We start from the raw sequence: 25636 nt of genomic DNA on the forward strand, positions 1-25636 counted from the left end.
CTACCCCGTGCGAGGATCAGCCCATGACGACACGCATCGTGATCGCTGACGACCAGGCAACCGTGCGGGAAGGCTTTCGGCACATCCTCGACCTGCAACCGGACATGGAGGTGCTCGCGGTCGCGGGCGACGGTGACGAGGCGCTCGAGCTGGCACGGAGGCTGCGGCCGGACGTCCTGCTCGCCGACATCCGGATGCCGCGGATGGACGGGCTGGAGCTGACCCGCCGGCTGGCCGAGGAGAGCCCGGGCGTACGGGTCGTCATCGTCACCACCTTCGACCTCGACGAGTACGTCCACTCGGCGCTGAAGGCGGGCGCGTACGGCTTCCTGCTGAAGCGTTCCGGTGCGCCGCTGCTGATCGAGGCGGTGCGCGCCGCCGTCGAGGGCGACTCGCTGATCAGCCCGCAGATCACCACCCGGCTGCTGCGGAGCCTGGCCGGCCCGAAGCAGAAGAAGGCCCCCAAGGTCGAGCAGTTGACGCCGCGTGAGCTGGAGGTCGCGCGGCTGGTCGCGGACGGCCTGACCAACGCCGACATCGCGGAGGCGCTGTTCATCTCGGCCGGCACGGTGAAGACCCACATGACCCACGTGCAGCGGAAGCTGAAGGTGAACAACCGGGTCGGCATCGCGGCCTGGGTCTGGGACTCGGGCGCCCGCCACGGCTGAACCGGCCGCTCACGGGCCGGTGGAGGCGGGCGGGTTACTGGTCGAGGTAGGCGAGGACGGCCAGGACGCGGCGGTTGTCGCCGTCGGTGGGGAGCAGGCCGAGCTTGGTGAAGATGTTGCTGATGTGCTTGGCGACGGCCTTCTCGGTGATGAAGAGGCCCTGGGCGATGCCGGCGTTGGAGCGGCCCTGGGCGAGCCATTCGAGGACTTCGCGCTCGCGGTCGGTGAGGCTGCCGACGTTCTCGTCGCGTTCCTTGCGGACGAGGAGCTGGGAGATGACGTCGGGGTCCATCGCGGTGCCGCCGTCGGCGACGCGGCGGATCGAGTCGAGGAACTGGGAGCCGTTGGTGACGCGGTCCTTGAGCATGTAGCCGACGCCGCGGCCGCCGCTGGCGAGGAGTTCGCGGGCGTAGAGCGGTTCGACGTACTGGGAGAGGAGCAGGACCGGGAGGTCGGGCATGGTGCGGCGGGCGGTGAGGACGGCCCGCAGGCCCTCGTCGGTGAAGTTCGGCGGAAGCCGGACGTCGACGACCGCGACGTCCGGCTGCTGCTCGGTGAGGGCCGCGAGGAGGTCGGCGCCGTTGTCGACGGCGGCCACCACCTCGTGTCCGTAGGCCTGGAGGAGGCGGATCAGGCCGTCCCTCAGGAGGAAGTGGTCTTCGGCGAGGACAATACGCACGGAAGCTCCATCGTCACCATGGTCGGGCCGTTGACGGGACTGTTCACGGCCAGGACCCCGTCGAACGTGCTGAGTCGTCGCTCGATGCCGCGCAGGCCGGTGCCCCGGGTGGCGTCGGCGCCACCGCGGCCGCTGTCGGTCACGGTCATGCGCAGCATGCCGTGATCGTAACGGATGTCGATCCAGGCCCGGTCGGCGCCGGAGTGCTTGGCGACGTTGGTGAGGATCTCCGAGATCGCGAAGTAGGCGGCGGACTCGACGGGCATCTCGGCGCGGCCGGGCAGGTCCACGACGACCTCGGTGGGGACCGGGCAGACCATGGCCAGCGCCCGCACCGCGTCGGCGAGTCCGCGGTCGGCGAGGACCGGCGGGTGGATGCCGCGGACCAGGTTGCGGATCTCCTCCAGGGCCTTGGAGGAGGACTGGCGGGCCTCGATGAGCAGGGCCCGGACGGCCTCCGGGTTGGTCTCCAGCAGGTGTTCGGCGGCGTCCAGGGTCATGCCCATCGCGACCAGGCGGGCCTGGGCGCCGTCGTGCAGATCGCGTTCGATCCGCTGGATCTCGGCCATCTGCGTGTCGACGGCGGTGCTGCGGGTGGTGGTGAGGTGCTGGATCCGGCTGGCCATCAGTTCCTGCTCGCTGGGGGCGAGCATGGAGTGGGTGTACCGGGCGTGCTTGCGGATGGCGCGGGGGGCCATCCACAGGGCCAGCGGCAGTTGCAGGACGCCGAGGACGCCGGCCAGCACCGCGGTGGCCTGGCCGTCGATCGGGATGAACTGGTACCAGAGGCCGTCCCACTGGGTCGACAGCGGGACGCCGAAGAAGGCCAGGAAGATGCCCCAGAAGCCGCTGAGCAGGACGGCGATCGGCATGAAGGCGAGGAAGCCGCCGACGATCGGGTCGGTGAGCACCCAGGTGAACTCCCGCTTGGTCTGCGGGTCGCTCATGATCCAGCGGTAGCGGGCGACGGCTCCCGAGGCGCCCTCGGGGGCGGCCGGCAGGCCGCTGGGCGGGCCGGGGATCTGCACGCCGGACCAGCGCTCGGACAGGCCGCGCTGACGGGCGGCCAGGGCCCGGACGCGCTCCATGGCCCGCGGCACCAGGCCGAGGCCGGGGCCGACCAGGGAGATCGCGCCGGTGACCCCGAGCGAGCGTCCGAAGGCCGCCACCGACATCCAGCAGAGGGCCAGTGCCCGCCGCAGTCCGGTGAATCCGGCGGGGACGGAGAATCCCCTGATCTCGACCGCCGAGGGGCTTCCCCCGAGCTTCATCGTGCGGTCCATGGCCCGCTCCTCTCTGGTGCCGTTCGCTGTTCCCCGGCCGTGGTGGCCGTGTGACCATTCTGGCGGGGGCGGCGCGGCGAAATCGGTAGTAATAACCCCCCTCTTGCCCGACCGGAGGGGGAGGTTCTTCTACCTGGCGGCGGCGGTGACGTCGGCGGTGACGTCGGTGGTCACGTCGGTGGTGACGTGGGCGGGCGGGCTCAGAAGCCGTCCGATGCGCCCTCGGCGGTGTCGGGGGCGGCGACGAAGAGGGACAGGGTGTCCGCCACGCAGGCCGCGTGCTGCTGGCCCTCGACCTCCACCGTCATCCGGACCGCGGCGAGGTGGCCCATCGGGGTCTCGCGGACGCTGGTGACCTTGGCGCCGCCGCGGACCCGGGCGCCGACCGGGATCGGGCGGGGGAAGCGGACCTTGTCCAGGCCGAAGTTGACGCCCAGCTCGACGTTGTGGATCTCGAAGATCGCGCGCATCATCGCGGGCAGCAGCCCGAGCGTCATGTAGCCGTGGACGATGGTCCCGCCGAACGGGCCGGTGGCGGCGCGCTCCGGGTCCACGTGGATCCACTGGAGGTCGCCGGTGGCGTCGGCGAACTGGTCGACGCTGTGCTGGGTGACGTCGAGCCATTCGCTGTAGCCGAGGTGCTCCCCGGTCGCCCCGGTGAACTCGGCCAGGTTGGCAAAGGATCTCATGCGGGTGATTCTGGGCGGCCGTCCATGGCGCGGACAAGGCGTCGGGGGGCCGGGGGGCCGTTCGGTCAGCGTGCCGTCAGTTGGCCGTCAGTGGAGGGGGCGGAGCGGCGGGGAAAGGCCGGAGGCCCGCCGGCGCCGGGAGCGCGGACGGGCCTCGGGGGTGGGGCTGGGAGGGCTCAGCCGTAGCGCTTGAGCTCGTGGAAGAAGTCCGGGACGGTGTGCAGCTGCCCGGCCGCGAGGACGCGGTCGTAGACGTGCTTGGCGACGGCCATGTCGAGCACGCCGAGGCCGAACGGGGAGAAGACCACCGGCCGGTCGGACGGCGGGGTGATCGTGCCGGTGAGCACGTCGTAGAGCGTGCCGGCGACGAACTCGCGGTGGCCGACGAGCTGTTCGGCCAGGTGCGGCGAGGTGCCGGCCTTCATGCAGTGCTCGATGTCGTCGACGACGTTCCACGAGTCGAGGACGATCTCGGGGGAGAGGTCGCGCAGCGAGACGTGCAGCACCAGCGGGTTGTGCGAGAACCACTGCGGGTCCGTCACGTGCGGCTCGCCGGCGACGGTGGCGAAGACCACCAGGTCGCTGGAGCGGATCAGGTCCTCGGCCTTGTCGTGGACGGTGATCTCCACGCCCTCGCCCTCGGCCCGGCGCAGGTAGTCGGAGAAGCCCTCGGCGTGCTCGGCGGACAGGTCGTGGACGCCGGCCGCGGTGAAGTCGAAGCCGTTGGCGGCGAGGTAGGTGTGCACGTAGCGGGCGATCAGGCCGACGCCGAAGAAGCCGACCCGGGTCGGGCGCTCGCCGCGGGCGTCGGCGAGCCGGGCCGCCGCGAGGGCCGCGGAGGCGGCGGTGCGCGCCGCGCTGATGATCGAGCTCTCCAGGCAGGCGAACGGGTAGCCGGTCTCGGCGTCGTTGAGGATCAGGACGGCCGAGGCGCGCGGCAGGCCGGCCGCCACGTTGTCCGGGAAGCTGGAGATCCACTTGATGCCGTGCACGCCGACCTCGCCCTTGACCGAGGCCGGCAGCGCGATGATCCGGGAGGACGGGCGGTCGGGGAAGCGCAGGAAGTACGAGTCCGGGTTGACCGTCTGCCCCTCGCCGTGCAGCCGGTACGCGGCCTCGACCGTGGCGACGACCTCGTCCTCGTGCCCGCTGAGGGCCTCGTGCACCTGGGCGCCGGAGACCACGGCGAAGGGAGGTACCTGATTCATGGGAACAGTGCTCCTGGTCGGAGGGGTGCGGATCGGAGGGGTGCGGATCGGAGGGTGAGGAAACGGAGGGAGGAGGGGTCAGCCGATGCGGGCCAGGCCCTTGGCGCGCTGCCGCGCCCGCCCGCGCGAGACCACCAGCGGGTCCCAGTCCGGGCCGCGGTCGGGCAGCCGGGAGGGGTCGCCGAGCACCGCGCCGCCGAACACCTCGCGCAGCAGCGCGCGGCCGATGATGTCGGAGGCGGCGGCCATGCCGCTGTTCGCGACCGCGGCGATGCCGCTGCCGTAGCGCACGCTCTGGCCGACCACGTACAGGCCCTCGACCTCGGTGCGCACGTCCGGCCGCTGGCTGGAGCCGCCCCAGCTGGCCATGCCGTACGGGGTGCCGCCGGTGGCCCGGATGTAGCGTTCGTGGGTGAGCGGGGTGGCCGTCTCCAGGTGGGTGATGCGCTCCCGGAACGGGCCGATGACCTTCTCGGCGGTGGCCAGCATGACCTCGGTGAGCTGCTGCTTGCGGGCGAGGTAGGCGGCGTTGCGGCGGTAGGGCTCGCCGTCGGCCGGGCCGCCCTCCAGGCCCCAGAACCCGTAGCCGGGCGGCAGGCCCGTCATGAGCTGGAAGTTGCTGTGGCCGGGCGGGCAGACGGCGGCGGCGCCCGGGTCCTTGAGGGAGGCGAAGGAGAAGGTGAGCGCCGGCACCGAGTCCATCGAGCCGTCCCGCGCGTACCGCTCCAGCATGGCGGCGTGCGCGCCCTCCATGTCGTCGCTGTCGTGCCACCAGAGGTTGGCGTTGGGCAGGCCCGGCAGTTCGGTGTCGAGCCCGATGTACACCGAGACGAAGGAGCCGCGCATGGTCGCGGCGCGGGTGCGGGCCACCACCTCGGAGGGGAAGGCGTCCTCGCCGCCGCACAGGTCGAGGACGGTGCGCCGGTAGTCCGCGTTGGAGATGACCAGCGGGGCCGAGACCCGCTGCCCGTCGGTGAGTTCGACGCCGGTGGCGCGCCCGTTCTCGATCAGGATGCGGCGGACGTCGCAGCGGGTGCGCAGTTCGCCGCCGTGCGCCTCCAGCGCCTCGACGAACGCGGCGACCATCGCCTGGCCGCCGCCCTCGGGGTAGTACGCGCCGCGCAGGTAGTGGTCCATCATCGAGGCGTGGTGGGCCAGGCTGATGCCGTCGGGCATGGTGCCGTAGTTGCCGGCCTGCGCCGCGAGCAGCGTGCGCGCCTTGGCGGAGAGGCCGAAGTGGCCCAGGGCGTCGGCGAAGGTGCGGCGGGACCAGCGCATGGTCTGCGGGGACTTGCGGAACAGGTCGACCAGGGAGACGCCGTTCAGGCCGGCGCGGGTCGAGCCGGCCACGTTCTCGGCGAGTTCGAGGAAGCCGGCGATCCGGTCGGCCTCCTCGGGCAGGGCCTGCCGCAGCCGGTCGCGGTAGGCGTCCCAGCCGGCCGGCACGTCGACGGTCGCGGTGGGCGTGATGATCCGGTCGAAGCCCTGCTCGTTGTCCATCGGCCGGAACCGCACCCGGTCCAGGACGCCGAGGCCGGCCAGGATCGCGGGGAAGTGCCCGTCGGGGCCGCAGTCGCCCAGGTAGTGCGTGCCGACGTCGAACTCGTACTTGCGCCGGCGGCGGAACACGTGCGCGTTGCCGCCGGCGATGTCGTGCTGTTCGAGGACGAGGACGCTGCGCCCGTCGGCCGCCAGGTAGCCGGCGGTGGTCAGGCCGCCGATGCCGCTGCCGACGACGATCGCGTCGTAGTGGTCGCGCAGTCCCTGGGTCCCCTGCATTCGTGCTCCCATCAGAACGTGCCGCCGCCGTGGATCTCGAAGACCGACCCGCTGATGTAGGCGGCGCGGTCGGAGAGCAGGAAGGAGACCAGGTCGGCCACCTCCTCGGGCTTGCCGGCCCGGCCGAGGGCGACGTTCTTCAGCATCCGCTCGACCGCGGCGTCGGACATGTCGCCGACCATGTCGGTGGCGATCAGGCCCGGTGCGACCACGTTGGCGCGCACGCCGCGCGGGCCGCACTCCTTGGCGAGGGACTTGGTGAAGCCGATGATGCCGGCCTTGGAGGCGGCGTAGTTGGCCTGGCCGAGGTTGCCGTAGATGCCGGACACCGAGGACAGGTTGACGATCGATCCGCTGCGGCGCTTGCTCATCGCGAAGGCGGCGGCGCGGCACACGTGGTACACGCCGTCCAGGTTGGTGCGCAGGACCTGGTTCCAGTCGTCCTCCGGCATCAGGATGACCGGGCGGTCCCGGGTGATGCCGGCCGAGGTGACGGCGGCGTCCACCGGGCCGACCTCGCGCTCGGTGCGGTTGTACCAGTCGCGGACCTGCTCCGGGTCGGCCACGTCGCACTGGGTGGCCGTGATCCGGGTGCCGAACTCGCCGGCCTGCTCGACGAGTTGCTCGGCGGCGTCGGCGTTGGAGCGGTAGCAGAAGGCGACGTCGTAGCCGTCCTGGGCCAGGCGCAGCACGATGGCCTTGCCGATGCCCCGGGACCCGCCGCTGACCAGGGCGATCACGCGTGCTCCCCGAAGAGTCTCAGGACGGCGCAGCCCACCGCGCCGTCACGGTCGACGGCGGACACCAGGGCGATCCGGCCCCGGGCCGCCGGGTCGGCCTCGGCCACGCCGAGCACCGCCTGGATCTGGAAGGACGCGGAGGCCGCGCTGGTGTCGCCGAGCAGTTCCATGGACGGGACCCGGCCCAGTGCCTCGGCCGGCAGCAGCGCGGCGAGCGCGTCGTACTCGGCCCGGCCGGCCGCGGTGGGCGCGGCGCACGGCACGGCGGCCCAGACCTCGTCGGCGGTGACGCCGGCGCGGGCCAGGGCGCGCTGCACGCAGGCGGTGACGGCGGCCTTCGGGTCGTCGTCGATGTCGACGCGGGTCTCCACCGCGAGCACCGCGGCGAGCGCCGGGCGCTGGGCCGTGCCGGCGTGCTCGACCACGAACAGGCCGCAGCCCTCGCCGAGCAGCGGCGTGGAGTCGCCGGCCGCGACGGCGGTGTGCTCGATCCAGGCGTGCGCGGCGGAGAACTCCTCGGCGGAGCCGACCAGGTACTTGGTCGCCCGGCCCTGGCCCATCAGGCGCCGCGCGTAGTTGAGGGCGAGCAGGCCGCTGACCCGGCCGCCGGCGACGGTGGTGTTGGGGCCCTTGAGGTCGTGCCGGATGGCGGTGGCGCCGGCGGCGTGGTTGAGGCTGCCGAAGGGGATGCGGCCGGCGTCGACGTGGAAGGGCAGCGCGTTGGTGTAGGACTGCTTGAGGAAGTTGGTGACGTTCTCCAGGCTGCCCATCGAGATGCCGAGGACCACACCGGTGCGGTCGTCGGTCTCCACCACCCGGTTGCCGTCGGCGTCCTTGAGCAGGCCGTCGGAGGCGACCAGGGCCAGCGCGGTGAGCCGGTCCATCTTGGCGGTGCCGGTGGGGCCGAGCAGGCCCTTGATGTCGAAGCCGGGCACCAGGCAGACGTCGGGCGACGGCAGCGTGCCGAGCGCGGCGTCCGCCTTGACGGCGGTCTTGGCGCCGGCGCGCACGCCGGACGCGAAGTCCTGGCGGGTCAGGCCGTACGGCGACACGGCCGACCAGCCGGTGATGACGAGTGTCTCCGGCGGCAGGGCCGCCGGGGTGGCTGCGGTGGTCATCGTCAGACTCGCTCTCCGTACGTGCCCAGAATCAGGATGGCGTTGTTGCCGGCGAAGGCGCTGGAGTTGTTCTCCACGATCCGGACCTCCGCGTCGACGGCCTGGTTGGGCACGACGTCCAGCGGGCAGTCGGGGTCGGTCTCCACGTGGTTGATGGTCGGCGGGATGAACTGGTGCTCGATGGCGAGGCTGCAGGCGATCGCGCCGAGCGCGCTGGCCGCGCCCATCGAGTGGCCGAGCATCGACTTCACCGCGACGGTGCGCGGCGGTGCGTCGCCGTACACGTCGACGATGGCGGCCGACTCGGTCTTGTCGTTGGCCTTGGTGCCGGTGCCGTGCGCGGAGATGAAGTCGATCTCGTCCCGCTCGACCCCGGCGTCGTCCAGGGCGAGCCGGATGCCGCGCGCGATGCCGTCGCGGTTCGGCGCGGTCGGGTGGGCGGCGTCGCAGCTAAGGCCGTACCCGAGCACCTCGGCGTAGATGTGCGCGCCGCGGGCGAGGGCGGACTCCAGGCTCTCCAGGACGAGGATGCCCGCGCCCTCGCCGGTCAGGATGCCCTGGCGGTTCCTGTCGAACGGGCGGACCACGTCCGGGGTGAGCGCGCCGAAGCGCTTGAACAGCGCGAAGGCCTTGCGGCAGACGGCGTCGGCGCCGCCGCACAGCGCGATGTCGACCTCGCCGGAGCGGATCGCGTCCAGCCCGTAGCCGATCGAGTAGTTGCCCGCCGCGCAGGCGGTGGTGATGGTGGTCGGCTCCACGTTCGGCATCCGCAGCTCGCGGGCGATGACGGTGGTGAGCCGGCCGGCGTTGATCCGGCGGGACAGCACCGGGTCCATGGCCTCCGGGTCCCCGGCCGCGAGCTCCTGCTCGACCAGCACGCCGATGTCGTGACCCTCGCCGTCGGTGGTGCCGACGCTGATGACGGCCTGGCGCTCGCCGAGGTCGGACTCGGTGAGCCCGGCGTCCTCCACGGCCATCCGGGCGGCGGCGACGGCGAACTGTCCGGCGCGGCCCATGTCGTCGAGGGGGACGTTGCGGATCCAGCGCTCCGGCTCGAAGTCGGGGACCTCGCAGGCGACGTTCTGGCCGAACCCCTCGGTGTCGAACCGGGTGATCGGCCGCGCACCGGAGCGGCCGGACCGCAGCCCCGCGGTGTACTCCTCGACGCCCGTGCCGATGCTGGAGATCGCCCCGAGGCCGGTGAGGACGACCCGGCGGCGGTCGGCGGGCACGCCGGCGCGGGGTGCCGCTGGTGACTGTGCGGTGGACATGGGACTCCTTAAGCAGTGGGATGCCTGCGGGCGGGGGTTCCGGTCCCGGAACCCGCCCCGATCACCAGCCGGCGGCCGTCGCGGTCACCTGGTACGTGGCCTCCACGTTCACCATCTTCGGCAGCTCGTTCATGTCGATGACGATGGAGTACTCCATCTCCAGGGCGCTGAGCACGTCGATGAGCTTCAGCGAGTCGGCGCCCAGCTCGTCGACGAACAGCGCGGTGTCGGCGAACTCGGTGTGCACGTCGATGTTCTCGGCGATGATTTCGCGGATCCGGGTGAGACGCTCCGGCGCTACCGTCGTCATGCTCGTTTTCCTCCGTTTTCGCGGGTTCCCTGCGCGGGTGCCCTGGGGTGCCCGGAAACCGGGCCTCTGAGCAGCAAATTAGTCAGGCCCGATGACGGGTCGATGACGTCCAACTGACCGCTCACTGACGGGTCCTGGCGGGGTGTCGCGTGCCTGGTGGGGAGGGGTGTCGGGGACAAAACGGCCGCCCGCCGCACCGTCGGGCGAAGGCCCTGGGGGTGCGGCGGGCGGCGGGGTCGGAGCCGTCCGGCGGCGTTCTTCCGGATTCCGGGCGCGGGCCCGGCAGGTCAGCCCTGCTGCTGGAGGCTGAGCGGGCGCATGTCCGTCCAGTTGCCCTCGATGTGGGCGACGGCGGTGGCCCGGTCGGTGGCCTCCAGGGTCACCGACCAGCCCTCCGGGACGGCGGCGAAGGACGGCCACAGGGAGTGCTGCCCCTCCGCGTTGACGAGGACGAGGAAGGTGCCGTCTTCGCGGTCAAAGGGGTTCGCCATGACTGTTCTCCAGATCTCGGGTTCGCGGGACGTGCCGGGGTGACCGGGCGTCAGGTGGTCGGGGTGCCGGTCGGGGTGCCGGTCGGGGTGCCGGTCGGGCTCGCGGCCAGGGCGGCGAGGGCGTGTTCCACGACCGCGCCGATCGCCGCCGCCGGGGCGGGTTGCAGCAGCTGTTGGTGTCCGCTGTCCACGTCGTGCGCGAGGACGGCGGAACCGACGTGCGGCTCCCAGCTCTTGACCTTGAGGGCGCGCTCCTCCGGGGTGGGGCGGGGATCGCCGCCGGCCGCGACGAAGAGCGTCATCGGGCAGCCGTCGAAGCGGCCCGGGGTGAACCGCTGGAACAGCTCCAGGTTGTTCCGCATGACCCCCAGCAGCCGTTCCAGCGTACCCGGTTCGAGCGCGGCGAGGGGGCCTTCGGTGCGGGCCAGGTGCGCGGCGACGCCTTGCGGGGTGAGCCGTTCCGGCTCCGCCGCGTCGACCCCGGCCTCGGCCAGGAAGTCGGCGAGGAACTCGGCGTCGCTGGGCCGGGCCCCGAGGGCGTCGTCGGGGTAGGCGTCCAGGTTGGCCAGGAACGCCACCTGCTCGCCGGCGGCGTGCAGCCGGACGGCCATCTCGTGCGCCACGACGCCGCCGTAGGACCAGCCGAGCAGGTGGTACGGGCCGTGCGGCTGCACGGCCCGCACCCGGGCGAGGTACTCCTCGGCGACGTCGCCCAGGTCGGTCGGCAGCGGGCCGTCGTCGGACAGGCCGCGGGCCTGGAGGCCGTAGACCGGCTGCTCCGGGTCGAGGTGCTCGGCGAGCGCCGCGAACGGGATCGCGAAGCCCAGGCCGCCGTGCACGCAGAACAGCGGGGGCCGCCCGCCGGTGGGCCGGATCGGCAGGACGGGCCCGAGCAGGTCGACCGCGCCGCCCCCGGTGGTGGCGGCCGCGGCCAGCGCCTCCAGGGTGCGGTGCTCGAAGACCGCGCCGAGGCTGATCGGCAGCCCGGCCCGGCCGGCCGCGTTGACCAGCCGGATCGCCTTCAGACTGTCCCCGCCGAGGGCGAAGAAGGAGTCCTCGGGGCCGACCGGGCCCGTGCCCAGGACCTCCTCGACGGCGGCGCAGAGCAGCCGTTCCGGCTCGGTGCGGGGCGCTCGCGGGGCGCGGGCGGAGGGGGTGGCCGCGGGGGCGGGCAGGGCCTTGACGTCCAGCTTGCCGTTGGCGTTCAGCGGCAGTTCCGGCAGCGCGGTGTAGCTCTCCGGCACCATGTGGCCGGGCAGCGAGCGGGCCAGGTGGCCCTGCAGCTCGGCCGGTCCGGGGGCCGGCCGGCCGTCGGCGGGCACCAGGTAGGCGACCAGGCGGCGCTGGCCGGCGGCGTCGGCGGGGGCCAGGACGGCGGCCCGGGCGACGGCCGGGTGCGCGGCCAGCAGCCGTTCGATCTCGCCGAGTTCGACCCGGTAGCCGCGGATCTTGACCTGCTGGTCGGCGCGGGCGACGTACTCGATCCGGCCGTGCCGGTCCCAGCGGACCAGGTCGCCGGTGCGGTACATGCGCTCGCCGGGGGCGCCGAACGGGCAGGCGGTGAAGCGGGCGGCGGTCAGCCCGGGCCGGCCGAGGTAGCCGCGGGCCAGGCCCTCGCCGGCCAGGTACAGCTCGCCGACCACGCCGCGCGGCACCGGCCGCAGCGCCTCGTCCAGGACGTACGCGGAGGTGTCGCCGATCGGCAGGCCGATCGGGACGGTGCCCTCGGCGCGGCCGAGGTCCTGGCCGGTGGCGAAGGTGGTGGTCTCGGTGGGGCCGTACACGTTGAACACCGTGGTGTCCGGCAGGGCGGCCCGCAGCCGGTCCAGGTGGTCGCGGGAGTGCGCCTCGCCGCCGGTGAGCAGCGCCCGCAGCGGGGCCAGGGCGCGCGGCCGGGTGTCGGCGATGGTGTTGGACAACTGGGTGGTGAGGAAGGCGACGCTCACCCGGGCGGCGGCCAGGAAGGACTCCAGGGCCTGCGGGTCGGCCGGGCCGGGCGGGTGGACCGCCACCCGGGCGCCGTGGGCGAGCGCGCCCCAGATCTCGAAGGTGGAGGCGTCGAAGGCGACCGGCGCGAAGTAGAGGAAGGTGTCCGCGGCGGTCGGCGCCAGCTCCGGCAGGCCCAGGACCAGGCGGACGGCGGCGCGGTGCGGGACCGCGACGCCCTTCGGCTTGCCGGTGGAGCCGGAGGTGTAGATGACGTACAGCAGGTCGTCGGGGTCGATCGGGGCGGCGGGCACCGGGGCGGTGACGGGCCGGCCGGCCAGGTCGGCCAGGGTCTCGGGGGCGTCCAGGAGCAGCGTGACGACCCCGGCGGGGAGCTCCCGCCCGGCCAGGGACCGTTCGGTGACGAGCAGTCGGGCGCCGCTGTCGGCCAGCATGTCGCGGACCCGCTCGTCGGGGTAGGACGGGTCGATCGGCAGGTAGGCCGCGCCGGTGCGGGCGATCGCCAGCAGGGTGCTCACCACGGCCGGGCCGCGCTCCAGGCGCAGCGCCACCAGGTCGCCCCGGCGGGCGCCGCGCGCGGTCAGCAGGTGGGCCAGGCGGTTGGCCTCGGCGTCCAGTTCGGCGTAGCTGGTGTGCCGCAGCCGGTCGGGGTGGCCGGGCTCGGTGTGGACCAGCGCGACCGCGTCCGGGGTGGCCGCGATCCGGCGGTCCACCAGGGCGGTGAGGGTGCTGCGCGGGGTGCCGGCCCGGTGGGTGCCGAGGGCGAGCAGTTCGGCCTCCTCCTCGGGCCCGAGCAGGTCCAGCCGGGACAGCGGCCGGGCGGGCTCGGCGAGGGCGGCGGCGAGCAGCCGCAGGTAGGCGTCGGTGATCCGGCGGGCGGTGGCGGGCTCGAACAGGTCGGTGCGGTACTCGACGGCGAGCGCGAGCGCGCCGCCGGCCTGCTCGGTGAGCTGGAAGAACAGGTCCCACTTGGCCGTCCGGACGGGCACCGGCTGCTCGGCCACGGCGAGTTCCGGGTCGTCCTCGGGCGCCGGGGCCGGGCCGGCCTGCTGGAAGCCCAGCATCACCTGGAACAGCGGGTGCCGGGCCATCGAGCGCTCGGGGTTGAGCACCTCGACGAGCTTCTCGAAGGGCACGTCCTGGTGCTGGTGGGCGGCCAGGTCGTAGGCCCGGACCCGTTCGGCGAGTTCGCGCAGACCGGGGTCGCCGGAGGTGTCGGTGCGCAGCACCAGGGTGTTGACGAACATGCCGACCAGCTCGTCGAGCCGCTCGTCGGTGCGGCCGGCGACCGGGCTGCCGAGCGGGATGTCGGTGCCCGCGCCGAGCCGGGTGAGCAGGGCGGCGAGCCCGGCCCGCAGCAGCATGAAGACGCTGACGCCCCAGGCGGCGGCGAGCCGGTGCAGCTCGGCGGTGAGCGGCTGCGGCACGGTGGTGCGCACGACGTCGCCGCGGTGCTCGGCCCGGGTGCCGCGCGGGTGGTCGAAGGGCAGTGCCAGTTCCTCCGGCAGGCCCTTCAGCGTCTCGGTCCAGTAGCCGAGTTGGCGGGTGAGTTCGCTCCGCGGGTCGTCCTCCGCGCCGAGCAGTGCGCGCTGCCACAGGGCGTAGTCGGCGTACTGGACGGGCAGCGGCGGCAGTTGGGCCGGGCGGCCGGCCACCCGGGCCCGGTAGTACGCGGTGAGGTCGCGGGTGAGCGGGGCGAGCGACCAGCCGTCGCCGGCGATGTGGTGCAGGACGATCGTCAGCACGTGCTCGTCCGGGCCGAGCCGGAACAGCCGGGCGCGGAGCGGGAGGTGGCGCTCCAGGTCGAAGCCGTGCGCGGCCTCGGCGGCGAGGGCGGCGGGCAGGCCCGCCTCGGTGGTCTCGCTCACCGGGAGCGGGACGGCGGCCTCGGCCGGGGTGAGCACCCGCTGCTCGGCCGGTCCGCTGCCGGTGGCCTCGGGGGCGGTCCCGGACCCGGTGCTCTCGGGCGCGCGCTGCGGGAAGACGGTGCGCAGCGCCTCGTGCCGGGTGACCACGTCGTGCAGGGCGCCCGCCAGGGCGGTGACGTCGAGCCGCCCGGAGAGGCGGATCGCCAGCGGGATGGCGTACAGCCCGCCGGGTGTGCCCAGGTGCTCGACGAACCAGAGCCGCTGCTGCGCGTACGACAGCGGCAGCACGGCCGGGCGGGGCCCGGCGGTGAGCGGGGCGCGGCCGGGTGCGGCGGCGGCCAGCCGTTCGGCGAGGCGGGCGGGGGAGGGGGCCTCGAAGAGGTCCCGCACCTGGAGTTCGGCGCCGAGTCCGGCGCGGACCCGGTTGACGATCCGGGTGGCGAGCAGCGAGTGGCCGCCGAGGGTGAAGAAGTCGTCGTCGACGCCGACCCGGTCGAGTCCGAGCACCTCGGCGAAGACGCCGCAGAGCTGCTCCTCCTCGGCGGTGCGCGGGCCGCGGGCCGAGGTGGTGTACGCGGGGGCGGGCAGGGCGCGGCGGTCGAGCTTGCCGTTGGCGGTCAGCGGCAGCGCGGCGAGCGGGACCACGGCCGCCGGGACCATGTACTCGGGCAGCCGCTCGGCGGCGAACTCCCGCAGCCCGGCCGGGTCCGCGCCGTCGCGGGGCACCACGTAGGCGACCAGGCGCTGGTCGCCGGGCCGGTCCTCGCGGGCGACCACGGCCGCCTCGGCGACCGCGGGGTGGCGGCCGAGGACGGTCGCGATCTCACCCAACTCGATGCGGAAGCCGCGCAGTTGGACCTGCTCGTCGGCGCGGCCCAGGTACTCCAGGGTGCCGTCGGCCCGCCAGCGGCCGAGGTCGCCGGTGCGGTACATCCGGGTGCCGCCGGGCTCGAACGGGCAGGCGACGAAGCGGGCCGCGGTGAGGTCGGGGCGGCGCAGGTAGCCGCGGGCCAGGCCGGGGCCGGTGATGTACAGCTCGCCGGGCACGCCGGCCGGGACGGGCCGCAGGGCGCCGTCGAGCAGGTAGACCCGCAGGTCCGGGATGCCGCGCCCGATCACGCTGCCGCCGCCGGCGGCGGCCGTCGGGGCGTCCAGCTCCTGGTAGGAGACGTGCACCGTGGTCTCGGTGATGCCGTACATGTTGACCAGGCGCGGCGCGTCGTCGGCGTGCCGGGTGTACCAGTCGGCGAGCTTGCCGATGTCCAGCGCCTCGCCGCCGAACACCACGGTCCGCAGGGCGAGCGGGCGCGGGCGGTCGGCGTCGGCGCGCATCAGCTGGTAGAAGGCGGACGGCGTCTGGTTGAGGACGGTCACCCGCTCCTCGGCGAGCAGGTCCAGGAAGGCGTCGGGGGAGCGCGACACGTCGTACGGCACCACGACCAGCCGGCCGCCGCGCAGCAGTGCGCCCCACAGCTCCCAGACGGTGAAGTCGAAGGCGATGGAGTGGAACAGCGTCCACACGTCGCCGGGGCCGAAGTCGAACCAGTCGTCGGTGGCCTCCAGCAGCCGCGCCACGTTCTGGTGCGGCACCACGACGCCCTTGGGGCGGCCGGTGGAGCCGGAGGTGTAGATGACGTAGGCCGGGTGCTCGGGGGTGGCCGCGGTGTCCGGGGCGGTCGCCGGGTGGGCGGCCAGCGCGGCGGCCGTCTCCGGGGCGTCCAGGTCCAGACGCGGCAGGTCCGGGCGCGGCAGGTCCGGGGCTTCCGGCGGTTCGGGCAGCACGCCGCCGGCGGTCAGCAGCAGCGCCGGACGGGCGTCGCGCAGGGTGTAGCCGATCCGGTCGGCCGGGTGGCCGGGCTCCAGCGGCAGGTAGGCCGCGCCCGCCTTGAGGACGGCCAGGACGGCGACGATCAGCCGGGTGCCGCGCGGCAGCGCGACGGCCACCAGGCTCTCCGGGCCGGCGCCGCGGGCGGCGAGCAGGTGGGCGAGCCGGTTGGCCCGCTCGTCCAGCTCGCGGTAGCTGAGGGCGGCCTCGCCGGGGGCGGTGACCGCGACGGCGTCCGGGGTGCGGGCGGCCTGCTCGGCGAACAGCTCCGCGACGGTGGCGCGCCGCGCGGGCTCCCGGGGGGCGGCCGAGGCGCCGCTCCACTCGCCGAGGATGCGGGCCAGTTCGGCGGGCTCGGGCGCGCCGAGCCGGGCGAGCGGGGTCTGCGGGTCGTCGGCGACCTGCTCCAGGACGCGGACCAGCCGGTCCAGGACGCGCTGCGCGGACGGCCGCGGGCCCTCGGCGGGGTCCTCGGTGGGGTCCTCGGTGGGGCCCTCGGGGTTCGCGGCGAAGGCCGAGGCCCGGTAGGCGAGGTGCAGGTCCAGCCGCTCGCCGGGGAAGACGGTGAGGCTCAGCGGGTAGTGGGTGGCCGAGAGCACCTGGGCGGTGCTGACGGTGCCGCCCGACTCGCGGAACAGCGCGGCCTCGTCCAGCGGGTAGCTCTGGAAGGCGAGGACGGTGTCGAACAGCTCGCCCTGGACGCCGGAGGCGGCCTGCGCCTCGGCGAGCGGCAGGTGCTCGTGCGGCATCATCGCGAGCTGCTGGCGGGCCAGCGCCTCGAACAGCTCACTCGCCCGCTGGTCCGGGCGCAGGTCGGCGCGGACCGGCAGGGTGTTGGCGAACAGGCCGATCATCGACTCGACGTCCGGGACCTCGGCCGGGCGGCCGGAGGTGACCGACCCGAACACCACGTCCTCGCGGCCGGTGAGCCGGCCGAGCAGCAGCGCCCAGCAGCCCTGCACCACGGTGTTGAGGGTCAGGCTCCGGCCGCGCGCCCAGCCGGCGAGCGCCGCGGTGCGCTCCGGCGACAGGAACCCCCGGACGAGCGACGGCAGTTCCAGGGAGTCGCCGTCACCGGCGCCGGGCAGCGCCCGGACCGGCCCGTCCAGGCCGTCCAGCAGCTGCGCCCAGGCCGCCCGCGCGGCGTCCCGGTCGCGGCCGTTCAGCCAGGTCAGGAACGAGCGGTACGGCGCGGGCGCGGGCAGCGCCGCCGCGCCCGCCTCGTCGCCGAGCAGCACCAGCTCGCGGACGGCCAGCGGGAACGACCAGCCGTCCATGACGATGTGGTGCACCGACCAGAGGAACCGGTGGTGCCCCGCGCCGAGCCGGATCAGGGTGAACCGCATCAGTGGCGGCCGCGCCAGGTCGAACCGGCGCAGCCGGTCCTCGCGGGTCAGCCGCTGCGCCGCCGCCTCCCGGTCGGCCTCGGGCAGGTGGGTGAGGTCGTGCAGCTGCCACTCCGGCTCGACCTCGGTCTCCTTGAGGACGACCTGGACGGGCTCGCCGGTCTTGCGGTTGCGGAAGCAGGCCCGCAGGTTGGGGTGCCGGCGCAGCAGCGCGGCCGAGGCCGTGCGCAGCCGGGCGGCGAGCTGCTCGCCGTCACCCGCGCCCGGCCCGTCGATCTCCGCGACGAACTGGAGGGTGTACAGGTCGGGCGAGGCCTGGTCGTACGAGGACAGGAACAGCAGCCCCTGCTGGAGGGGGGAGAGCGGAAGTACTTCGCTGATCTTCGACCCGGTGCTGGGGGCGGTAGTCACGAAAGTTCCTCATTCAACTCGAATTCCAGATCGGCCAGTTCCTCGTCGGACAGGGTGATCAGACTGCTTTCGGGTTCCGTCGGGGCGGACTCGGCGGGGCTCTGCTCCTGCTCCTCGGCGACCTGGGCGAGGGCGGCGGCGGTCTTGTGGGTGAAGATGTCGCGGGTGGTGAGGGTGAGTCCGGCCTTGCGGGCCCGGCTGACGACCTGGATGGAGCGGATGCTGTCGCCGCCGAGGGCGAAGAAGTCCTCGTCGATGCCGACCCGGCCGGTGCCCAGGACCTCGGCCAGGATCTCGGTCAGCACCTGCTCGCGCTCGGTGCGCGGCGCGCGGGCCTCCTCCTGGTCCCCCAGGGCGGGCTTGGGCAGGGCCTTGCGGTCGAGCTTGCCGTTGGGGGTGAGCGGCATGGCGGGCAGCACCAGCCAGGACGCCGGGATCATGTACCCGGGCAGCAGCTCGGCCAGTTGGCGGCGGATCAGATCAGGGTCGACGCCGGGGCCGGTGAGGTAGCCGATGAGGCGGGGGTTGCCGGAGGCGTCGGGGAGGACGGCGACGGCGGTGTCGGCGACGGTGTCGAGGGAGCGGATGACGGCTTCGATCTCGCCGGTCTCGACGCGGCGGCCGCGGATCTTGACCTGGTGGTCGCGGCGTTCGATGAACTCCAGCTGGCCGTCGGGTCGTTGGATGACGCGGTCGCCGGTGCGGTACATCCGGGTGCCGGGTCCGGCGTAGGGGTCGGCCATGAAGGTGCCCGCGGTGCGGGCGGGGTCGTGGAGGTAGCCGCGGCCGACTCCGGCGCCGCCGATGTAGAGCTCGCCGGGGACGCCGACGGGGACGGGCTGGAGTTCGTCGCTGAGGACGTACAGCCGGGTGTTGCGCACCGCCGTCCCGATGGGGACGCGGGCGGTGAACGTGTCGCCGGCGCGGATGATCGCGTGGGTGACGTCGTCGGAGCACTCGGTCGGGCCGTAGGCGTTCATCATCGGAACGTGCGGGTGGCGGGCGTGCCACCGTCGGCACAGGTCGGCGGGGAGGGCCTCGCCGGTGACCATCAGCCAGCGCAGGTCCGGGAGTTCGGGGGCGTCGCCCTCGGTGTCCCAGGCGTCCAGGGCGGCACGCAGCAGCGAGGGCACGACCTCCAGCACGGCGATCTTCTCGTCCCGCGCCATCCCGAACAGGGCGGCCGGGTCGGCGGCCATCTCCGTCCCCGAGACCCGGACGGTGCCGCCGACGACCAGCGGGGCGAGCATCTGCCACACCGACACGTCGAAGGTGAGCGGCGCGTTCTGGACGACGCCCTCCCCGGCGGCCAGGTCGAGGTCCCCGACCTTGGCCCAGAGGTGGTTCATCATGCCGGAGCGCTGGACCATCGCGCCCTTGGGCTTGCCGGTCGAGCCGGAGGTGAACATCACGTACGCCAGGTCCAGCCCGGTGCCCACGCAGTCGGGCAGGGCCCGCGCGCCGGCGGCCTGCTCCAGGCCGATGACGGTGACCGGCCCGCCCTGGACGGCGGCGGCGAACTCGGCGGCCTGCTCCTCGTACCCGGCGCCGACCAGCAGGTGGCGGGCGCCGCCGTCCTCCAGCAGCCCGGTGTTGCGGGCGGCGGGGGCGGCCGGGTCGAGCGGCAGGTAGGCGCCGCCGGCGCCGATCACGCCCAGCACGCCGGTGATGAACGGGACACCGGGCTCGGCGAGCATCGCGACCACCGAGCCGGTGGTGACCCCGGCCTCGGCGAGGCCCGCGGACAGGCCGCCGGCCGCCTCGACCAGCTCCCGGTAGCTCAGCGAGCCGGCGCCGTCGGTGACGGCGGTCGCCTCGGGGGTGCGGGCGGCGACGGCGCGCACCCGCTCGACGACGCCGAGGCTCTCCTCGGGGATCGACGGGTCCCAGGCGCCGAGCAGTCCGCCCAGCTCGCCGGGGGTGCCGGTGCCGGTGAGGTCCGCCGGGCCGGTCACGTCGACCTGGGCGAGCGGCAGTCCTGGCCGCTCGGCGACGGTCCGCAGCAGGTGCTGGAAGATCGCCGAGACCCGCTCGACCTCGGCCCGGCCGAACAGGCCGGGGTTGTAGTCCAGCCGCAGGTGCAGGCTGTCGCCGGGGTGGACCACCAGGCTCAGCGGGTGGTGCCGGGCGTCCAGGGCCTCGGTGCGGACGATGCGCGGGCCGTCGGCGACGCCGGTGTCGAGGCCGTTCTCGTCCAGCGGGAAGTTCTCGAACAGCACCACGGTGTCGAAGACCTCGCCGGACAGGCCGGCGGCCTGGTGGATCGCGGCGAGCCCGAGGTGCTCATGCGGGAGCAGCGCGGTCTGCTGGTCCTGGAGGGCGTGCAGCAGTTCGGCGAGGGTGGCCTCGGGGTGCAGCCGGGCCCGGACCGGCACGGTGGTGAGGAACATGCCGATCATCGACTCGACGTCCGGGACCTCGGCCGGGCGGCCGGAGGTGACGGCGCCGAACACCACGTCCTGGCGGCCGGTGAGCCGGCCGAGCAGCAGCGCCCAGCAGCCCTGCACCACGGTGTTGACGGTCAGGCCCTGGGTGCGGGCCCAGCCGGCGAGCGCGGCGGTCAGCTCGCGCGGCACCTCGGCGAGCACCGCGTCGGGCAGCACCGGGAGGCGGCTCGGGTCGGCGGGGACGAGCAGGGTGGGCTCGTCGACGTCGGCCAGCACCTCGTGCCAGGCGGCCCGGGCGGCCGTGCGGTCCTGCGCGGTCAGCCAGGCCAGGTACGAGCGGTACGGGGCCGGGTCGGGCAGCAGCGCGACGTCCGCGCCGGGCGCGCAGAGCGCGAACAGCTCGCGGACGAGCAGCGGCATCGACCAGCCGTCGACCAGGATGTGGTGGCTGGTCCAGATGAACCGGTGCCGGCCCTCGCCGTGGGTGACGAGTGCGAAGCGCAGCAGCGGCGGCGCGGCCAGGTCGAAGCGGCGGGTGCGCTCGGCCTCGGTGATGCGGCTCAGCTCGGCGGCCCGGGCGGGCTCCGGCAGGTCGGTCAGGTCGGCGTCCAGCCAGGGCAGTTCGGCGTGCTGGGCGATGACCTGGACGGGCTCCCCGGTGGCCCGGGCGCGGAAGGCGGCGCGCAGGTTCGGGTGCCGGTCGAGCAGGGCCTGCCCGGCGGCGCGCAGGGCGTCGGCGTCGAGGTCGCCCTCGATGTCGGCGACGATCTGCAGGGTGTAGACGTCGACCGCGTCCGCGCCGCCCCCGGCGGCGGTGTCGTAGTCGGCGTGGAAGAGCATGCCCTGCTGGAGCGGGGTGAGCGGCAGGACGTCGGCGAGGGCGGTGCCGGCCTCGGCGAGCTCGGCCTCGTACTCCTCGATCTCGTCCTGGGCCAGGGCGACCAGCGGAAGGTCGGAGGGGGTGCGGCCGCCCGCACCGGGGGCGGTGGCGTGCCGGGCGAGCAGTTCGAGGGCGCGGAACCAGGTGGCCGCGACGTCCTGGGCGTCCTCCTCGGCGACGGTCCGGCCGGCCCAGGACCAGTTGGCGATCAGGTGCGGGCCGTCGTGCCGGTCCTCGGTGGCCGGGGTGACGTCGAGCAGGTGCGGCAGCGGCATGCCGGGGTGGGCGCCGGTGCCGACCACGCCGTCGCCGCCGGCCGGCTCCCAGAGGCGGGCCTCGCGGGCGTCGAAGCGGCCCATGTAGTTGAAGCCGATCTGCGGCTTGTGGTGGCCGGCCAGGGCGCGGGCGGCGTGCGGGTTGAGGTAGCGCAGCAGGCCGTAGCCGACGCCGCGGTCGGGCAGCGCGCGCAGCTGCTCCTTGATCCGCTTGAGGGCGGCGCCGAGGGCGGGGCCGCCGGCCCAGAGCTCGTCCCAGTCGAGCGTGCCGGGGTCGAGGCGCATCGGGAAGGCGCTGGTGAACCAGCCGACGGTGCGGGACAGGTCGAGGCCGTCGCTGAGCTGCTCGCGGCCGTGGCCCTCCAGCTCGATCAGGGTCTGGGCGTAGTCGGCGCGGCCGTGCCGGCGGCGCCAGTCGGCGACGGCGAGGGCGAGGCCGGTCAGCAGGACGTCGTTGACCTCGGCGTGGAAGGCCGCCGGGACGTCGGTGAGCAGCGGGCCGGTGACCTCGGGGCCGAGCTCCAGGCGCAGGGTGCGCTGGGTGCCGTAGACGTCCGTCTCGGGGTCGAGCCGGTGGGTGCCGACCAGCGGGTCGGGGCCGGTCAGGATCGACTGCCAGAGGGCGAGTTCGGGGCCGCGGACCTGGGTGCGGGCCTGCGCGGCGAGCAGCTGGGACCAGGCGCGGTAGGAGGTGCCGACCGGGTCGAGGGCGGGGGCGCGGCCGGCCGCCAGCGCCTCGCAGGCGGCGGCGAGGTCGGGCAGCAGGATCCGCCAGGACACGCCGTCGATGACCAGGTGGTGGGCGGAGAGCACCAGCAGGGCGGTGTCGGCGCCGGGGGCGGCGCCGATCAGCACGGCCTGGATCATCACGGCGGCGGCGGGGTCGAGCCGGGCGCGGGCGGCGGCGGCCTGCCGCTCGGCGAAGCCGAGGGCGTCCTGGTCGTCGGCGCCGCTGCCGGCGCCGTTCTCGGCGGTGGCGACCAGGCGGACGCCGGCGAGCGCGCCGGGGGCCAGTGCCTCCAGGTGCCACAGGCCGGGGGCGGGTTCGGTGGCCCGGGTGCGCAGCGCGTCGTGGTGGTCGACCAGGGTGTGCAGGGCCGCGTCGAGCAGGTCGGCGTCCAGGGCGGCGGGGACCCGGACGACGACGTGCTGGCTGTACTTGACGACCGGGCCGGTGAGGCTGGTGGTGTCGTCGTGCAACTGGCCCATGATCGGGGTGAGTTCGTACGGGCCGGTGCCGCCGGCGTCCTCGGCGGGCGCGGTCGCCGCCGTGGGGTCGGCGCCGCCCGCGACCCGGGCGAGGGCGGCGGCGGTCTTGTGGGTGAAGATGTCGCGGGTGGTGAGGGTGAGTCCGGCCTTGTGGGCGCGGCTGACGACCTGGATGGAGCGGATGCTGTCGCCGCCGAGGGCGAAGAAGTCCTCGTCGATGCCGACCCGGCCGGTGCCCAGGACCTCGGCGAGGATGTCGCAGAGGATCCGCTCGCGCTCGGTGCGGGGGCCGCGGAGGGTGTCCTGCTCGGCGAGGGCGGGCTTGGGCAGGGCCTTGCGGTCGAGCTTGCCGTTGGGGGTGAGCGGCATGGCGTCGAGGACGAGCCAGGACGCCGGGATCATGTAGCCGGGCAGCAGTTGGGAGAGTTCGGCCCGGACCTGCGCGGGGTCGACGCCGGGGCCGGTGAGGTAGCCGATGAGGCGGGGGTTGCCGGAGGCGTCGGGGAGGACGGCGACGGCGGTGTCGGCGACGGTGTCGAGGGAGCGGATGACGGCTTCGATCTCGCCGGTCTCGACGCGGCGGCCGCGGATCTTGACCTGGTGGTCGCGGCGTTCGATGAACTCCAGCTGGCCGTCGGGTCGTTGGATGACACGGTCGCCGGTGCGGTACATCCGGGTGCCGGGTCCGGCGTAGGGGTCGGCCATGAACGTACCCGCGGTGCGGGCGGGGTCGTGGAGGTAGCCGCGGCCGACTCCGGCGCCGCCGATGTAGAGCTCGCCGGGGACGCCGACGGGGACGGGCTGGAGTTCGTCGCTGAGGACGTACAGCCGGGTGTTGCGCACCGCCGTCCCGATGGGGACGCGGGCGGTGAGGGTGTCGCCGGCGCGGATGACGGCGTGGGTGACGTCGTCGGAGCACTCGGTCGGGCCGTAGGCGTTCATCATCGGAACGTGCGGGTAGCGGGCGTGCCAGCGGTGGCAGAGGTCGGCGGGGAGGGCTTCGCCGGTGACCATCAGCCAGCGCAGGTCCGGGAGTTCGGGGGCGGTGCCGTCGAGGTCCCAGGCGTCCAGGGCGGCGCGCAGCAGCGAGGGCACGACCTCCAGCACGGCGATCTTCTCGTCCCGGGCCATGCCGAACAGGGCGGCCGGGTCGGCGGCCATGTCGGTGCCGGAGACCCGGACGGTGCCGCCGACGATGAGCGGGGCGAGCATCTGCCAGACGGAGACGTCGAAGGTGAGCGGCGCGTTCTGGACGACGCCCTCCCCGGCGGCCAGGTCGAGGTCGCCGACCTTGGCCCAGAGGTGGTTCATCATGCCGGAGCGCTGGACCATCGCGCCCTTGGGCTTGCCGGTCGAGCCGGAGGTGAACATCACGTACGCCAGGTCCAACCCGCCTCCGGCAGCGGTGAGTTCGGCGCCACTGGTGGAGTCGGACGGGTCGGTCAGCGGCAGGGCGGCGGTCGCCCCGGCGGTGAGCTCGGCGGCCTGTGCCTCGTACCCGGCGCCGACCAGCAGGTGGCGGGCGCCGCTGTCCTCCAGCAGCCCGGTGTTGCGGGCGGCGGGGGCGGTCGGGTCGAGCGGCAGGTAGGCGCCGCCGGCGGCCTGGACGGCCAGCACGCCGGTGACGAAGGGGACGCCGGGCTCGGCGAACATCGCGACCACCGAACCGGTGGTGACCCCGGCGGCGGTCAGCCGGGCGGCCAGGCCCGCCGCCCGGGCGACCAGTTCGCGGTAGTCGATCCGCTCGGCGCCGTCGGCCACGGCCACCGCGTCGGGCGTACCGGCCGCGACGGCGCGGACCCGCTCGACCAGGCCCTGGTCGGCGGCGGTGGCCGGATCCCAGGCGCCGAGCAGCCCGAGCGGTTCGCCGGTCGCGCCCAGGCCCACCTGGCCGAGCGGACGGTCCGCGGGCATGGTGGCGAGGGCGTCGAGGAAGGTCGCGAACCGGGCGAGGTGGGTGGCGAGTTCGGCCGGCTCGTACAGCTCGGGGTTGCCGTCGAGGTGGATCTCGACGGTGCCGTCGTCCGCGTTCAGGACCGTCATGATGAGGTCCTTGACGATGCCGGTGGACAGGTTGACCACGACCCCGCGGCAGTCGCCGAAGGCCAGCTCCGGGTCCTGGTTGAGCACGTTGATGAACGGGCCGAAGGCACGCTGGTCGTCGATCCGCAGGCCGATGTCGCGGCGGACCCTGTCCCCGCGGTAGCGCTGGTGCTTCAGCGTGCCGGCGACCTCGACCCAGGCCGCGCGCAGCAGTTCGGTGCGGGTCATCTCCGGGCGCACCCGGACGGCCAGCGGCAGGTAGTTGGCGAGCATGCCGGGGATCTCGCGGCTGACCGCGCCGACCCGGCCGGTGACCGGCAGGGTGAGCAGCGGCGCCGGGACCCCGGTGACGCGCTGGGTGTAGGCGGCCATCGCGGCGACCATCAGGACCGGCATGGTGACCTTGCCGTCCTGGGCGAGGGCGTGCAGCGCGGCCGTGGTCGCGGGGGAGAGCCGGGCGGTCTCGCGCAGCGCGACCCGGCCGGGGGCCGGCTCCTGCTCGGAGAGCGAGACCAGCTCGGGCACCGGGCCGTGCCGGTCGGAGGTGAGGCGGTCCGTCCAGTAGGCGCGGTCCTTCTCGACCATCGACGAGTCGAGGTACTTGCGCTCGGCGTCCAGCAGCCGGTGGAAGGCCGGCATGGCGTCGGCGTCCAGCTCGGCCGGGCCCTCGCCGGCGGCCAGCCGGGTGTAGGCGCTGGACAGCTTGGGGTAGAGCAGCGAGCGGCTGAAGCCGTCCGCGAGGATGTGGTGCATGCACAGGTAGAGCAGGTGGTGCTCCGGGGCGAGCCTGATCAGCGCGCCGCGGAACAGCGGGAAGTCGGTGACCTCCATCGGGTCGGCGTGGTCGGCCCGCATCCACCGCTCGGCGGCCTCCGACGGCTCCGCCTCGCCGCTGAAGTCCAGCGTCCTGAGCGGGAGCTGGGCGAGCGGGCGGATGATCTGGCCGGGGGCGCCGTCCTCCTCGACGAACTGCACCCGCAGCCCCTCGGCCTCGTGGCCGAGGCGTTGCAGCGCCCGTCCGAGCAGCTCGGCGTCGAGCGGTCCGCGCAGATCGATGTAGTCCGCCATGTTGTAGGCCAGTGGCCCGGCGGCGAACTGCTCGTCGAACCAGATCTCGGCCTGTGCCGCGGTGAGCGGAAGGACAGCGTTCCGGTTAGTCGTCACTGCTTTGCTCTCCGTCATTCTCAGCCTCAGCCCCGCCTTGAAAAC

At 74.3% G+C, this 25636-nt stretch carries 13 protein-coding genes; 1 reads left to right on the forward strand and 12 read right to left on the reverse strand.

Translation table 11 applies throughout. The features are described 5' to 3' along the window. Positions 1 to 23 precede the first annotated feature (23 nt). Complete coding sequence (locus tag ACFVTF_RS02570; protein WP_371518133.1) at positions 24 to 668, forward strand: response regulator; 645 nt, start codon at positions 24 to 26, stop codon at positions 666 to 668. A gap of 34 nt (positions 669 to 702) precedes the next feature. Here ACFVTF_RS02570 and ACFVTF_RS02575 read toward each other — a convergent pair whose 3' ends face one another. The 12 genes from ACFVTF_RS02575 to ACFVTF_RS02630 form a co-directional block, all read right to left on the reverse strand. After that, positions 703 to 1347: a response regulator transcription factor gene (locus ACFVTF_RS02575; protein ID WP_063348719.1), complete on the reverse strand. Its 645-nt coding sequence runs from the start codon at positions 1345 to 1347 to the stop codon at positions 703 to 705. Then, positions 1311 to 2630, reverse strand: a complete 1320-nt coding sequence (locus ACFVTF_RS02580) for a sensor histidine kinase (protein ID WP_371518134.1) — start codon at positions 2628 to 2630, stop codon at positions 1311 to 1313. Before ACFVTF_RS02580 ends, ACFVTF_RS02575 begins: the two co-directional genes overlap by 37 nt. 200 nt (positions 2631 to 2830) lie before the next feature. Then, a complete protein-coding gene (locus tag ACFVTF_RS02585; RefSeq protein ID WP_387808023.1) occupies positions 2831 to 3319 on the reverse strand; it encodes a MaoC family dehydratase in 489 nt (162 codons plus the stop codon). 176 nt (positions 3320 to 3495) lie between these two features. Then, a complete protein-coding gene (sbnB, locus tag ACFVTF_RS02590) occupies positions 3496 to 4527 on the reverse strand; it encodes a 2,3-diaminopropionate biosynthesis protein SbnB (RefSeq protein ID WP_387808026.1) in 1032 nt (343 codons plus the stop codon). Positions 4528 to 4605: 78 nt separating this feature from the next. Beyond that, on the reverse strand, positions 4606 to 6306 hold the full coding sequence (locus ACFVTF_RS02595; RefSeq protein ID WP_387808029.1) for a phytoene desaturase family protein: 1701 nt from the start codon (positions 6304 to 6306) through the stop codon (positions 4606 to 4608). 11 nt (positions 6307 to 6317) lie between these two features. After that, positions 6318 to 7046 carry a 3-oxoacyl-ACP reductase FabG gene (gene fabG, locus ACFVTF_RS02600; protein ID WP_387808031.1) on the reverse strand — a complete coding sequence of 243 codons (729 nt, stop codon included), beginning with the start codon at positions 7044 to 7046 and terminating at the stop codon, positions 6318 to 6320. Then, positions 7043 to 8164 carry a beta-ketoacyl synthase N-terminal-like domain-containing protein gene (locus tag ACFVTF_RS02605; RefSeq protein WP_107452908.1) on the reverse strand — a complete coding sequence of 374 codons (1122 nt, stop codon included), beginning with the start codon at positions 8162 to 8164 and terminating at the stop codon, positions 7043 to 7045. The genes fabG and ACFVTF_RS02605 overlap by 4 nt, the downstream gene beginning before the upstream one ends. A 2-nt stretch (positions 8165 to 8166) precedes the next feature. Next, the gene (locus tag ACFVTF_RS02610; RefSeq protein ID WP_371518138.1) at positions 8167 to 9435 is read right to left on the reverse strand and encodes a beta-ketoacyl synthase; all 1269 of its coding nucleotides are present in this window, start codon (positions 9433 to 9435) and stop codon (positions 8167 to 8169) included. 61 nt (positions 9436 to 9496) lie between these two features. Next, positions 9497 to 9745 (reverse strand): acyl carrier protein, encoded by a 249-nt coding sequence (locus ACFVTF_RS02615; protein WP_063348726.1) that lies wholly within the window; start codon positions 9743 to 9745, stop codon positions 9497 to 9499. Between the two features lie 287 nt (positions 9746 to 10032). Beyond that, a complete protein-coding gene (locus tag ACFVTF_RS02620; protein ID WP_063348727.1) occupies positions 10033 to 10236 on the reverse strand; it encodes an MbtH family protein in 204 nt (67 codons plus the stop codon). A 50-nt stretch (positions 10237 to 10286) separates the two neighbouring features. Beyond that, positions 10287 to 17633 (reverse strand): amino acid adenylation domain-containing protein, encoded by a 7347-nt coding sequence (locus ACFVTF_RS02625; protein WP_387808036.1) that lies wholly within the window; start codon positions 17631 to 17633, stop codon positions 10287 to 10289. Then, positions 17630 to 25591, reverse strand: coding sequence for an amino acid adenylation domain-containing protein (locus tag ACFVTF_RS02630; protein WP_387808039.1), 7962 nt, complete (start codon positions 25589 to 25591; stop codon positions 17630 to 17632). Before ACFVTF_RS02630 ends, ACFVTF_RS02625 begins: the two co-directional genes overlap by 4 nt. Positions 25592 to 25636 lie beyond the last annotated feature (45 nt).

Origin of the sequence: Kitasatospora sp. NPDC057940 (genome assembly GCF_042887425.1) — a bacterium.
Classification (GTDB): domain Bacteria; phylum Actinomycetota; class Actinomycetes; order Streptomycetales; family Streptomycetaceae; genus Kitasatospora.